Source organism: Plesiomonas sp., assembly GCF_051652165.1.
Taxonomy (GTDB): domain Bacteria; phylum Pseudomonadota; class Gammaproteobacteria; order Enterobacterales; family CAMTGL01; genus Plesiomonas.
This window is the reverse complement of record NZ_JBOFTR010000004.1, coordinates 357,642-370,658: the sequence shown is the minus strand read 5'-3', so window position 1 is coordinate 370,658 and position 13,017 is coordinate 357,642. Positions and strand designations below refer to the sequence as shown.

Here is a 13,017-nt window from a genome sequence, read left to right as displayed (position 1 = left end):
ATCTGCGTTTCTGGCACACTAAATTCCCATAACTTGCGCGCTCGCACATTTATGAGTAATACCAATTTACTTTCTACCGCATCGTCTTAGGATCAACCTCGCCTTTCCTACAAACCTATTTACATTAAAGACTATGACAACTGAAAATAATCAGGACACCAAGCGCCCCCTTTATATTCCTTATGCCGGTGCAGCACTGCTAGAAACCCCTTTATTGAATAAAGGCAATGCGTTTACAGAAGACGAGCGTCAGTTTTTTAATCTAGAAGGCCTATTGCCAGAGGCTATTGAAACGATAGAAGAACAAGCTAACCGCGCCTACAAACAGTTCACCAGCTTCCACAGTGAAATTAATCAGCACATTTTCCTCCGTAACATTCAAGATACCAACGAAACACTGTTTTATCGTTTAGTTGAAGATCACATTGAAGAGATGATGCCAGTCATTTATACCCCGACCGTAGGCCAAGCTTGTGAGCAATTTTCTGATATCTACCGTCGGGCACGCGGCTTGTTCATCTCGTATCCAAATCGAGATCGCATTGATGATATGCTGCAAAATGCGACCAAGCAGAATGTTAAAGTCATCGTTGTCACTGATGGCGAGCGAATTTTAGGCTTAGGTGATCAAGGTATCGGTGGAATGGGCATTCCTATCGGTAAACTTTCATTGTATACCGCTTGTGGTGGTATTAGCCCAGCATATACTTTGCCTGTTGTTCTTGACGTAGGCACAAATAACCCACAACGCCTTAATGATCCTATGTATATGGGTTGGCGACATCCACGAATCACCGGCGAAGAGTACGACGCTTTTGTCGATGAATTTATTCAAGCTGTTAAACGCCGCTGGCCAAATGTTTTACTGCAATTTGAGGATTTTGCTCAGAAAAATGCTATGCCACTGCTTAATCGTTATCGCGATGACTTATGCTGCTTTAATGATGATATTCAAGGCACTGCAGCAGTCACTCTCGGTTGTTTAATTGCAGCAAGCCGTGCAGCAGGTAGCCAACTGCGCGATCAGCGCATTACCTTTCTAGGTGCTGGCTCTGCTGGTTGTGGTATTGCAGAACAAATTATTGCGCAAATGAAAGCCGAAGGCTTAAGTGATGCAGAGGCCCGTTCACAGGTATTCATGGTTGACCGTTTTGGCTTATTGACCGATCAGATGCCAACACTGCTTGAGTTCCAGACCAAGCTGGTACAAAAAATTGATCGTTTACAAAGCTGGGATCTCTCTTCTGACACCATCTCACTGATGGATGTTGTACGTAACGCCAAACCAACGGTATTAATTGGTGTATCTGGTCAACCGGGGTTATTTACCGAAGAGATTATTCGTGAAATGCATACCCACTGTGCCCGCCCGATTGTCATGCCCCTATCAAACCCGACTTCACGAGTAGAAGCGCGTCCTGAAGATGTGATTCGTTGGACAGATGGCGCAGCACTTGTTGCTTCAGGTAGCCCATTTGCACCGGTATTACATGCAGGCACAACTTATGCGATAGCCCAATGCAACAACTCATATATTTTCCCAGGTATTGGCTTGGGGGTTATTGCATCAGGCGCACGTCGGGTTACGGATAATATGCTGATGGCTGCAAGCCGAGCACTGGCCGACTGCTCACCATTAGCAAATAATGGCGAAGGCTCACTGTTGCCATGTTTGTCTGAAATTCAAAAACTCAGCAAATATATTGCGTTAAAAGTGGCAAAAGCCGCGCAATTTGATGGTGTTGCAGTACAAACGCCTGATGAAGCTCTAGAGCACAGTATTGAGCAGAATTTTTGGAATGCACAATATCGACAATATAAACGAACCTCATTCTAACTGTCGGTAAAATATTGTTGATAAATACAACATAAACAATATGTTACTACCTGATATGTAAATGTCACCTTTAATCATCAGAGAGTACACTCTCTGATGATTTTACCGACGACAACATGATTTTTCCTTCATATCAGTTTTCTATAAACACGCTCTTTTACCGAAACTCACGATAAACCATCAACTTTACGTATTTCAAACCAATAATAATAGAAACTCATACATCCACAATTGAGATAAACGTTTGTTTTTGCAAAAATAGTATTCGATAAGATCAGATCTTACAGCGCAATATGTAAGCATTCCCTGTTCTTATCTTTGTCTCGTGCTTTCAATGAGATAGTGCGGTAAAGTAAAAAAGATATGGGTAAAGGTAGAACACTTGCCATGTGGCATAAAAGCTTACAATACTTATTGTTTCTTTCATTACTAGCAGTATTAACACTGCTACTGCTTGATCGTTGGGTTAGCTGGCGTTTTTCGCCATACATTTATGAAGATATCACTTTAGTGCCCGACTCCCCTGTCGGTTTAGTGCTAGGCACAGCAAAATATGTCAGCCGAGGAAAACTCAATACTTTTTATACCTACCGCATTGATGGCGCAGCGGCCTTGTACCATGAAGGGAAAATTAAACGTGTGCTTGTTAGCGGAGACAATGCACAACTTAGTTATAATGAACCACGCAATATGCGGCGAGACTTAATCAAAGCTGGTGTTCCTCCGCAAGCTATCGTGCTCGACTTTGCAGGGTTTCGTACTCTCGATTCGATTGTTCGTGCTAAAAAAGTGTTCGATACAGAAAAGTTTATCATCATCACACAACGCTTTCATTGTGAACGCGCATTGATGATTGCACACCACTACAACATTAATGCGGTTTGCTTTGCCGTTTCTATGCCAGATAGTTATCTAAAAACCCGAACACGTGAAATATTTGCTCGTCTTGCGGCAGTATCTGATCTCTACCTACTTGGCAGCCAGCCACGCTTTTTAGGGCCCAAAGAGCCTATTCCTCAGGGTGATGTCATATTTCCAGCACCAAAGTTTACTCAAGAGTCAGCCTATTTTTCCGTTTTTGAGCTTGCACTGACTAATCCCTCGAAAGCAACACTCCCGCAACAATTACTGTCTTTTTTTGTGCGGATCACCGCCTCAACAAATACAACTCAAATACCGTATTTACGCGCTGATTTACATCGCCCTAAAAAAACACCACTTGCTATTTTTCCACCATGGGCACATTTACCTTCAGCATAAATAGTATCATTTGATACAACTAACAATCTCAATATTATAGTGCGTTATGATGAGAAACACTGATTAATACCAACTTTCGCCATAACCACTCTAATGGGCCTTGAGAAAAATAGCGCAACCAAAACACTGAAAATAGAATATTAATCAACCAAACAACAGGAACAAACATCAGCAAATGCAACCTATCAAGTTGATTAAACCAACTAAAATGGTAAAAAATCAGGCTACACAATAGTGTTTGCAAAATATAGTTACTCAGTGCCATTCGCCCAACAGAAACCATTGCCTGTGCAAAGCGCGAATACTGAATAGAAGGAAAAATCGCATACCATAGTGCTAAATAGCCCATAGCCTGAATCGGTGCAGCAATTTCACGCGGGATCTGTCCAAAATAGGCACTCCAGTGAAAATCCCACTTCACCGCAATATTAAGCCAAATACCTGGGCTTTGAATCAGTAAACCAAGCGAAATCAGCACAATTGCTTTACGCCAATATTGATGAGGTAATCGGCTACCTTGTAACCAACCGTTACGAATAAGCCCTGCTCCTGCCACCATTAGCCCTGCAAGTTGCCAACCATACTGCAACATCACCACTAATAACATTGAGATCATTTGGTGAAAACGATATGTTACAGCGCCCCAGCCACCATTGAGTTTCGTGCTAATTTCACTATCAAGAGCAACCCAATCAGGCTGCCAAAATGTGCTTGGTGCAGCATTTAAGCTTAACCATCCTAAAATAAACAGTAACAATAACCCTAAACTGTATAACACCAACCCAAAACGCAATAAACTGCGTGGGCTTTGTGCATCACGAATGAGTCGCCAGCACATTAGCCCAACAAGTCCGTAAGAGAGTAAAATATCACCATCCCACAAAAAAAGAGTATGAAATAAGCCAAATAGCAGTAACCACGACAGGCGAGATTTCATAAACTCGTTACCCTTTCCCCGTCGTAATTGTAGTTGCACTCCAGCGCCAAACAGCAGTGCGAAAATCGTCAGAAATTTTTGTTCTGCTAATAAATTCTGTGCGGCCCATACCCATGTATCACCAACAGAAGGTAGCCCTGCAAATGCCGGATTTAAGTACGCAGCTTGAGGTAAACCAAAACTGATAATATTGAGCAATAAAATACCCAATATCGCCACACCTCTAGCACCATCTAGCACCGCTAAACGTTCTTGCATGCAACCTCTCGCTATTATTATATTTACTTGCACTTATTGACTCATATTTTCCTACTTTAACAACACCTTTAAATCTAAACAAAATAAAAACAAAAAAGGATGCCTTTCAGCACCCTTCTTCTAAAATGTAATAAGCCTAATCTAAAGATAATGGCAGAGCAGAATAGACTAACTGCGCACCACACTCAAAAACTCTTGGCGAGTGCTCTGGTTAGATTTAAATATTCCCCCTAACGCCGTTGTCACTGTTGAGCTTCCTGCATCACGAATACCGCGCGCCTTAACACAATAATGCACTGCATTTAAAGAAACAGCAACATTATCGGTATCTAATAACGTTTGCAGTGCAACTAAAATTTGCTGTGTTAACCGCTCTTGAACCTGCGGGCGTTGGGCAAAAAAGAGCACAATACGGTTTAATTTAGATAAACCGATCACTTTATCACGTGGGATATAAGCAATATTGGCTACCCCATCAATAGTCACAAAATGGTGCTCACATGTACTGTTTAAATGAATGCCGCGAACAGTCACCATTTCATCAACATGCATTTTATTTTCAATGACCGTAATTTTCGGAAATGTACTGTAATCTAATCCAGAAAAAACCTCATCGATATACATTTTAGCAATACGGCGTGGCGTTTCTGCCAAACTATCATCATCAAGATCTAAATTCAGTAAACGCATCACCTCAGTCATATGCTGCTGAATCTGTTCCCGGCGCGTATTTTTATCTAATCCTGATGATTTCATCGGTGTTTCAAGGCCATGAGCCTCAAGTGCAGCACGAACTTTACTAGCGTCTTCTGTAAGCGATGGCATTATGTTCTCCACATAAATCGAATTGTGCTATTACCCCGATACTAAATATTATTTTACAGGGTGCTAGGGGCACAGTGCATTGTCTTAATAAACAGTAGAGCACCGTCTAAACATGACAGACGATAACGCTCTGTTTTTTAGAAGCATAACCCTTACGAAAAAAAAATCTACCTTGATGTTAATCAGGTTATTTCATTTTATTGCATCAGAATAAAGCAACTATACATTTAAAAGTGAAAACACCCATTAATTTCACCATGAAAATCACATTATTGAAAATAAAATGCTACATAGAGATCACATGCCATATCATTGAAAACAGCACAATTGCATTGATACCTTCTTGAAAGGGAAATCAATGCGATTCTCTTATTAAAGGCTTTATACTAAGCAACGCGATGCCAAAAGATGGTTTCTAATCAGAAAGGTCTGTTTTATTTTTCTTAACAAATAACAGCCTTTATAACATGAAAATAAACAATAAATTCCCAAAGAGTTAAGAGGAGTATCACATGGATTGCTGTGCCACTACGGGTTTGCAAACACTCGATCACGCATTATCTACCCTGTTAAAGCACGTTTCTTGCTGCTGCACAACGGAAACTGTTGCACTGGATCACGCCTTTGGGCGGATTACTGCAACTGCACTGCAATCCCCGATTAACGTACCGCCTTTTGCGAACTCGGCAATGGATGGTTACGCTGTGAGACTCGCTGATCTTTCCACGCCACATTGTTTACCGGTTGCCGGAAAAGCCTTTGCAGGTGCACCGTTCAATGGTAAATGGCCAACAGGCACCTGTATTCGGATTATGACTGGCGCAGTCATTCCAGACGGCTGTGATGCCGTGATCATGCAAGAACAGGCCGAGGTAACGGCAAAAGGCGTTACCTTCACCCACCCAGTACGTGCAATGCAGAATATTCGTCTGGCAGGTGAAGATGTACAGCGTGGCAGTGACATACTGCCTGCGGGCACAAAACTCAGTACTGCCCATTTACCGATGATAGCCTCGCTCGGCATTACGCAATTAAGCGTCTACCGTCGCCTAAAAGTGGCTCTTTTTTCGACCGGTGATGAACTGCGTGAACCAGGTCAACCTCTGGCCGACGGACAAATTTATGACAGTAACCGGCTGGCCGTTCGTTTAATGCTGGAAAAGCTTGACTGCGAGATCATTGATCTGGGCATTATCCCCGATGATCTTGACGCTTTTCGCCGTGCTTTTGAACAGGCCGATGCCGCAGCCGATCTGGTGATAAGTTCAGGCGGTGTTTCCGTGGGTGAAGCCGATTACACCAAGCAAATTTTAGATGAAATGGGTGAAGTTGCCTTCTGGAAACTGGCCATTAAACCGGGCAAACCGTTTGCCTTTGGCCGCTTGCAGCACAGTTGGTTCTGCGGATTACCGGGTAATCCGGTTTCTGCGGCGGTCACCTTTTATCAGTTAGTACAGCCGCTGATTGCCGCACTGTCTGGCCACAGTACATGGAAAATGCCCCTGCGTTTTCAGGTTCGCTGTAATGATCGCCTGAAAAAATCACAAGGCCGAATCGACTTTCAGCGCGGTGTATTGCACAGCACGCTTGATCCACAAACCGGCACGATGACCTTAAGTGTCAGCTCAACCGGTCATCAGGGGTCACATGTCTTCAGCTCATTTATGCAGGGAAACTGTTTTATTGTGCTGGAACAAGATCGCGGACATGTGGATGCCGGAGAGATGGTGACGGTCGAGCCGTTTAATACCCTACTCGGAGCATAAAAATGCAGACCGAACTCAGTGATGCTGAAACCTTGCGCTACAACCGCCAGATTGTGCTGCGTGAATGTGACTTTGATGGGCAGGAAAAGCTAAAAGCAGCATCAGTGCTGATTGTCGGGCTTGGCGGATTGGGCTGCGCGGCGGCGCAGTATTTGGCCGCTGCCGGTGTAGGGTCATTGACACTGCTCGATTTTGATACCGTATCACTCTCAAACCTACAAAGGCAGGTTCTGCATCGTGATACGCGTATTGGTATGCCAAAAGTCGAGTCGGCGGCCACAGAGTTGCGGGCTATCAATCCGCATATCCGCGTAGAACCGTTGAACGGAAAGCTTAAGGATGATGACTTATTTACACTCATCACCCAGCACGATCTGGTGCTTGATTGCACCGATAATGTCGACACCCGTAATCAGCTCAATCAGCTCTGTTTTAACAGTAAAACTCCGTTAATTTCGGGGGCTGCAATCCGTTTTGAAGGTCAGCTCTCCGTCTTTACCTATGCTGAAGGCCAACCGTGCTACCGCTGCCTAAGCCACTTATTTGGTGATAATGCGCTCTCTTGTGTTGAGGCTGGCGTTATTGCCCCTATTGTTGGTATTGTTGGCAATTTGCAAGCATTAGAGGCGATCAAATATATTACGCAAATAGGTTGTGTACTTGCAGGGAAATTGCTGTTAATTGATGGGCGCACTCTACAATTTAGGGAGATGGCATTGCTGCGTTTTGCTGATTGTGATGTCTGCTCTGAGCATACGAATAGCCTATAGTTTACTGTTCACACATAAATAAAACATGTCAAAACACAGTACAACTTGATAACAGAATACAAACGAATAAGACTTGCTAAATTAGCGAGTCTTATTCATTAATTTCCTATCTGTAATTATGAATAACGGCTTATTTACATGAAACTCAATGCTTTTGTTTTTTACTTTATAAATATTCATTGCTCTTCATTTAATCACTTACCTAAACATTTACTTATTTAGCCAAGGCTCTTGTAGATTACATGCTTAGTTACTATTTTTAGACTCTGCTTTTTACGTACTTTTTTCAAAATACTGTCTTTTTTATACATTGTTAAACTCTTACTTTTCCATTAAAAATGTAGAGTGTCACTTTAAAGTGCGCTATATATTTTATCACTGATACAAAAACAGTATAAATCTATTATACCAAAGAAATATTCTCTATAAATTCAATCATCAATTTAGCACTTAGCACTAAAAAAACAAAAAACAAAAAACAAAAAACAAAAAACAAAAAACAAAGGGAGCAAAGCCCCCCATTGAGATAAACAAAAACAGTTTATACTGATACACCCCTTCAGGAACACGAATAAAAAATGATTTAAAATCAATGAAATAAAATCATTTATCCTCTGGGCGAAGTTGAACAGAACTGACAAGTGTTGATACCACAACTGCCATATAAAACAAACCCGTAACCCCTTCAATAGCCACTATTATTTTAGCCATTGATGACAAAGGTAATACATCCCCAAACCCTACCGATGTAAGGCTTATAAAGCTAAAATATATCGCATTCACAAACATAGCTGTATTATCTTCTGCTTGCAGCCCTGAAAATGAGTTTGGCGCAACAGACTCACAAAATAGGTAAATGATCGCCCACTGAATACCTATTATTAAAAATAATGACAAAGATCCCAAGATTCTGTTTACTGTGCTCTCTTTTGAGAAAAAGATTTGTGATGAAACCTCAATGAAAATAATACACATGAAAACAAGCATCGCAACTAATCTAAGTGATTGCGCTGCATTAGTGATATGATTTCCAATTACATCAGCAAGAATAAAAAAAACAAAACAAAATAATAACCGTTTAAATGATAATGGGCTTAATCTAAGACTAACCAATGATAATACTAATAATAGCCAAAATGAGAAAGACTCAATAAGTTTTGCTTCCTCAAACTGAGCTATAGGAATTAAACCCAACATCAAAAGAAACACCACAATGGATATTGTGAATAAAACAAAATTATTTTCAAATCTATTAATAATCACACAAAACCTACAGTTTTTAAGTTATACCCTATCAAATAAGCTGATTGCTCATCACTCACATATTTATTTATCGGCTTATTTGTAGCACCGTTATTACTACTACACAATAATATTACGGTATGATGCACTTAGCGACTAGAAATATTCTTATTGTGACTAACTCACCAATCCTACCGCTTTAATGTAGGCAAAAACCCACTCATCGTTTCGCAACGCCATCTGATTTAATGCCCGACATGAAATACGAGCGAGCAATGGCTGCAAACCACAATATAATTGCACCATCACCATGCCATTGTGTGGCTCACCGATTTGAGTTATCCGACACCACAGTCTGTTTTGCACGCTGCAAGGCGGCAACTCACTGCGTGACAATAACACCTCTCGTGCCAGCACCCGCAAACGCCATGGTTGCGGGGTAATGTCATCACCCGGAATACGCAGCTGTTGCCCTTCGCAATCAGCGATAATCTGCTGATTTTCAGCATCATATCCGGTGATTTGAGTATTCAGCAGAACTGCGGCCTCAGGGTGCTGTGCCAGTGATAAATCAGTACGTGAGAACAGATCGGTCGGTTCGCCCTGCGCCTCTACCTCACCGGCTCGCAGCACCACAATCTGCTCGCACAGCGTGACAACCTCTTCCATTGCATGGCTGACATATAACATCGGTAAATCCAGCTCTTTCGCTAACCGGGCGATCTCAGCGGTCAGTAAGCGACGCGCATGGCTATCAAGTGCCGATAATGGCTCATCAAGCAGCAACAGAGCCGGTGTTGCCATCAGCGCACGGGCAATGGCCACCCGCTGGCGCTGGCCACCAGAGAGCTTGTGTGCCGCTAGATCCAGTAGTGGCGTAAACCCAAGCCGCTCGGCCAGTTGCACAATATCTGGCGGCGTTTTAGGGGCGTAACGCGCGGCCAGTGTTAAATTTTGCCGAACCGTCAGCCAGTTGAAAAGTCGGCTATCTTGAAAGACCACACCTACAGATCTTTTTTCTGGTGGGATAGAAGAGCCTAAAGCGCATTGCCACTGCACGCCGGAAAAACGGATATGGGCATGATCTACGGGCATTAGCCCAGCAATAATTTGCAGCAAGGTGGTTTTCCCCGCCCCACTGTGGCCAAATATTCCGTGGATCCCGCGCGCAGGCAAGCAGATATCTACATTCAGAGTGAAATCAGACAGCGCTGTATGCACCTGTATCTGCAAGGTTTGATCGTCTGTAGCCTGATTTTGGTTTTGGTTTTGGTTTTGGAAAAGAGCATCTGTCGTACATGCTATTTGAGCAGAACTGTTGTTCGGGGTACGCCCTTTTAATTTACGCTGGAAAAATCCCATTCAGATACTCCGCTACCTAATTAACAGCCGACGCTGACGGCGCTGTAACACACCATAAACCAACGTCAGCATTGCTATGGAAAATAGCAATAATCCGGCAGAGAGAGCGTGGGCATTTTGATAATCCATCGCTTCGACATGATCAAACAGCGCAATTGACAACACCTGCGTTTGTCCGGGGATATTACCGCCAATCATCAATACCACGCCAAACTCGCCAATGGTATGAGCAAAACTTAGCGCGGCAGCAATAATAAAGCTGGGGAATGACATCGGCAGCACAATATACCGGAAACGAGCAATGCCGTTGAATCCAAGTGTTCGAGCAGCATTGAGCTCTTTATCCCCCATATTCACAAACGCACTTTGCAAGGGTTGTACGGCAAACGGCAGTGAATAGAGTACTGAGGCAATAACCAGACCAGAAAATGAGAAAGCCAGTGTCTGGCCGGTAAGCTGCTGCCAATATGAGCCTGGTAAGCTTTGCGGAGAAAATGCCAGTAATAGGTAAAACCCCAGCACAGTCGGCGGTAACACCAACGGCAATGACACCAGAGATTCAATCAGTGGGCGAATACGGCTCTGGCTACGTGCTAGCCACCATGCCAGCCACGGAGAGAACAGCATCAGCACACAAGTTGTAGAGGCGGCCAGTTTCAGTGTCAGCCAGACCGCTTGCCAATCAGCCACAGACACGGCTCTGCCCTATTCCATAACAAGGAGAGATCCCATAGCAAAAAAAGATCGCACCAAAACAAAAAATAGCTGATAAGGGAGTACTCAAGGCAGCAAATACCCCTGTTCGCGGATCAGCTTTTTGGCCGGTTCGCTGCGTAAAAATGCGCTAAATTGCTTGGCCGCAGCTAAATGAGAGCTAGATGATAAAATCACGGCCTGTTGCGCAATAGCCGGATAACTCTCTGCCGGTAACAGCAATATCTGCCCTTTGGGTTGACTAACCAACACATTCGGATACGCCACCAACCCCATGTTGGCATTGCCAGTATCAACAAACTGATACGTCTGTGAAATATTTGCACCGGTAATTAACGTTAATGTAGGCGATTGCCAGGCATTATGTTGCTCTAGCCATGCTTTTGCTGCACTGCCATACGGTGCAGTACGTGGGTTGGCAATTGCCAAACGGCCGCGCCATGCTTTTGGGTCAGCCAGTGAAACCGGCTCTCCGATATTCCACAAGGCCAGTTGCCCTTGTGCATAGGTAAAACGCGAACCGGCCACCGTGCGCTGCTCTTGTTCAAGTTTCTCCGGTCGCTCGGTATCTGCCGACAAGAGAACATCAAACGGCGCACCGTTGATAATCTGGGTATACAACACGCCGCTAGAGGCCGAGGTTATGCGCAACTGATGCCCTGACTGGCGCACAAATAACGGGGCAAGCGCATCGAGCGTCGGTTTAAAATTGGCAGCAACTGCAATATTGAGCGTATCCGCCTGCACTGCAGGGCTACTGATCAGCGCAGTACACACACTGATCACCACGGCCGCAAAATGCACTTTCCTAACCGCGTTATTGGCGCAGTGTGCACTCAGCTTGCTGAACAATCTGACCATCGCGCTGCCGCCTCTTTATCGCTATGTTTGGCCTCAACCCAGCGAGAACCCTCAGGGGTTTGCTCTTTTTTCCAAAACGGCGCACGCATTTTTAGGTAATCCATAATAAATGTGTTAGCTGCAAATGCGGCATCACGGTGCGCGCTGCTGACACCGACAAACACAATTTGCTCACCACAATGCAGATCACCCACCCGATGAATCACACAAATGCGGTGCAACGGCCAGCGGCTGCGAGCTTCAGAGACAATATCCGCCAACGCTTTTTCTGTCATCGCAGGATAGTGCTCTAAACGCAGCGCGACAACATCATCACCCTGATTATGATTGCGTACTTTTCCGACAAACGTGACAACTGCCCCGCTCTCATCATCGCACGATAACCAGTTGTGCTCTTCATCAATACTAAACGGCGCTTCGCTAACCCGAATACGCGTCAGTGCTGGCGGTATTGTGTTCATCATCAGCCTCCGGTTACTGGCGGGAAAAAAGCCACTTCATCGCCATCGTGTAGCGGACTGTCTAACGGCGTTAACGTTTGATTTACTGCCACCAGCAGTTTCTCTTTCTCTAGCGCCAATGCCCATTTATCACTACGCGCAGAGAGTTCAAGCCGCAACGCTTCTACCGTGGCAAATTCCGCGTTCAGTGTCAGCATATCTTCGCCCACCAGCTCACGCACCTGCGCAAAAAAAAGCACCCGAATCATTCGCTCACCTTAAACTCGCCCGATTTACCGCCACTTTTTTCCAGTAACCGCACCTGACTGATGATCATGTCTTTTTGCACCGCTTTACACATATCATAAATGGTCAGCGCCGCAACCGAAGCTGCCGTTAATGCTTCCATCTCAACCCCGGTTTTACCGCTCAAACGGCATACACTTTCAATGCGTACCCGCTGTTTTTCCGGTTCAGCCACAATGCTGACATCCACCTTAGACAGCAATAACGGGTGACACAGTGGGATCAGCTCCCACGTACGCTTTGCCGCCATAATTCCAGCAATACGTGCGGTGGCAAACACATCACCTTTATGGTGCTGCCCACCGATAATCATTGCCAGTGTAGTAGCGGCCATGTCAACAAATGCTTCTGCTCGCGCTTCTCGCACTGTTTCATCTTTGGCTGAAACATCAACCATATTGGCTTCGCCACGGGTATTGATATGGGTAAACTCAGTCAT

Annotated in this window: 13 protein-coding genes; 4 read left to right on the top strand and 9 right to left on the bottom strand. The window is 44.2% G+C overall.

From position 1 onward, the window contains the following. Nucleotides 1–133: 133 nt before the first annotated feature. Both ACRC53_RS04110 and ACRC53_RS04105 read left to right on the top strand, forming a co-directional pair. On the top strand, nucleotides 134–1,837 hold the full coding sequence (locus ACRC53_RS04110; RefSeq protein WP_438642286.1) for an NAD-dependent malic enzyme: 1,704 nt from the start codon (nucleotides 134–136) through the stop codon (nucleotides 1,835–1,837). Between the two features lie 387 nt (nucleotides 1,838–2,224). After that, entirely contained in the window at nucleotides 2,225–3,097 is an 873-nt protein-coding gene (locus ACRC53_RS04105) for a SanA/YdcF family protein (RefSeq protein ID WP_438642285.1), read from the top strand. A gap of 34 nt (nucleotides 3,098–3,131) precedes the next feature. Here the strand turns inward: ACRC53_RS04105 and yeiB are convergent, their stop codons facing one another. Beyond that, entirely contained in the window at nucleotides 3,132–4,292 is a 1,161-nt protein-coding gene (yeiB, locus tag ACRC53_RS04100) for a DUF418 domain-containing protein YeiB (protein ID WP_438642284.1), read from the bottom strand. Nucleotides 4,293–4,460: 168 nt separating this feature from the next. After that, a complete protein-coding gene (gene folE / locus ACRC53_RS04095) occupies nucleotides 4,461–5,117 on the bottom strand; it encodes a GTP cyclohydrolase I FolE (RefSeq protein WP_438642283.1) in 657 nt (218 codons plus the stop codon). A gap of 512 nt (nucleotides 5,118–5,629) precedes the next feature. On the opposite strand from folE, the gene moeA reads away from it, so the two are divergent. Together moeA and moeB are read left to right on the top strand one after the other, a co-directional pair. Then, a complete protein-coding gene (gene moeA, locus ACRC53_RS04090; protein WP_438642282.1) occupies nucleotides 5,630–6,883 on the top strand; it encodes a molybdopterin molybdotransferase MoeA in 1,254 nt (417 codons plus the stop codon). Nucleotides 6,884–6,885: 2 nt separating this feature from the next. Then, entirely contained in the window at nucleotides 6,886–7,653 is a 768-nt protein-coding gene (moeB, locus tag ACRC53_RS04085) for a molybdopterin-synthase adenylyltransferase MoeB (protein ID WP_438642281.1), read from the top strand. 603 nt (nucleotides 7,654–8,256) lie between these two features. On the opposite strand, the gene ACRC53_RS04080 is transcribed toward moeB, so the two are convergent. From ACRC53_RS04080 to moaC, 7 genes are all read right to left on the bottom strand, one after another. Then, nucleotides 8,257–8,916 carry an ion channel gene (locus ACRC53_RS04080; protein WP_438642280.1) on the bottom strand — a complete coding sequence of 220 codons (660 nt, stop codon included), beginning with the start codon at nucleotides 8,914–8,916 and terminating at the stop codon, nucleotides 8,257–8,259. A 156-nt stretch (nucleotides 8,917–9,072) separates the two neighbouring features. Then, entirely contained in the window at nucleotides 9,073–10,257 is a 1,185-nt protein-coding gene (modC, locus tag ACRC53_RS04075; RefSeq protein ID WP_438642279.1) for a molybdenum ABC transporter ATP-binding protein, read from the bottom strand. A 12-nt stretch (nucleotides 10,258–10,269) separates the two neighbouring features. Further along, a complete protein-coding gene (modB, locus tag ACRC53_RS04070; RefSeq protein WP_438642278.1) occupies nucleotides 10,270–10,947 on the bottom strand; it encodes a molybdate ABC transporter permease subunit in 678 nt (225 codons plus the stop codon). 90 nt (nucleotides 10,948–11,037) lie between these two features. Beyond that, nucleotides 11,038–11,832, bottom strand: a complete 795-nt coding sequence (modA, locus tag ACRC53_RS04065; RefSeq protein WP_438642277.1) for a molybdate ABC transporter substrate-binding protein — start codon at nucleotides 11,830–11,832, stop codon at nucleotides 11,038–11,040. Further along, nucleotides 11,808–12,293 carry a molybdopterin synthase catalytic subunit MoaE gene (moaE, locus tag ACRC53_RS04060; protein WP_438629031.1) on the bottom strand — a complete coding sequence of 162 codons (486 nt, stop codon included), beginning with the start codon at nucleotides 12,291–12,293 and terminating at the stop codon, nucleotides 11,808–11,810. The genes modA and moaE overlap by 25 nt, the downstream gene beginning before the upstream one ends. A 2-nt stretch (nucleotides 12,294–12,295) precedes the next feature. After that, complete coding sequence (gene moaD, locus ACRC53_RS04055; RefSeq protein ID WP_438629025.1) at nucleotides 12,296–12,541, bottom strand: molybdopterin synthase sulfur carrier subunit; 246 nt, start codon at nucleotides 12,539–12,541, stop codon at nucleotides 12,296–12,298. After that, nucleotides 12,538–13,017: a cyclic pyranopterin monophosphate synthase MoaC gene (gene moaC / locus ACRC53_RS04050; protein ID WP_438642276.1), complete on the bottom strand. Its 480-nt coding sequence runs from the start codon at nucleotides 13,015–13,017 to the stop codon at nucleotides 12,538–12,540. Before moaC ends, moaD begins: the two co-directional genes overlap by 4 nt.

Bases quoted from the DNA above. Each gene is read 5' to 3' on its own strand.
- ACRC53_RS04110 (WP_438642286.1), top strand. From the start codon at position 134: ATGACAACTGAAAATAATCAGGACACCAAGCGCCCCCTTTATATTCCT.
- ACRC53_RS04105 (WP_438642285.1), top strand. From the start codon at position 2,225: ATGTGGCATAAAAGCTTACAATACTTATTGTTTCTTTCATTACTAGCA.
- yeiB (WP_438642284.1), bottom strand. From the start codon at position 4,292: ATGCAAGAACGTTTAGCGGTGCTAGATGGTGCTAGAGGTGTGGCGATA.
- folE (WP_438642283.1), bottom strand. From the start codon at position 5,117: ATGCCATCGCTTACAGAAGACGCTAGTAAAGTTCGTGCTGCACTTGAG.
- moeA (WP_438642282.1), top strand. From the start codon at position 5,630: ATGGATTGCTGTGCCACTACGGGTTTGCAAACACTCGATCACGCATTA.
- moeB (WP_438642281.1), top strand. From the start codon at position 6,886: ATGCAGACCGAACTCAGTGATGCTGAAACCTTGCGCTACAACCGCCAG.
- modC (WP_438642279.1), bottom strand. From the start codon at position 10,257: ATGGGATTTTTCCAGCGTAAATTAAAAGGGCGTACCCCGAACAACAGT.
- modA (WP_438642277.1), bottom strand. From the start codon at position 11,832: ATGGTCAGATTGTTCAGCAAGCTGAGTGCACACTGCGCCAATAACGCG.
- moaE (WP_438629031.1), bottom strand. From the start codon at position 12,293: ATGAACACAATACCGCCAGCACTGACGCGTATTCGGGTTAGCGAAGCG.
- moaD (WP_438629025.1), bottom strand. From the start codon at position 12,541: ATGATTCGGGTGCTTTTTTTTGCGCAGGTGCGTGAGCTGGTGGGCGAA.
- moaC (WP_438642276.1), bottom strand. From the start codon at position 13,017: ATGACTGAGTTTACCCATATCAATACCCGTGGCGAAGCCAATATGGTT.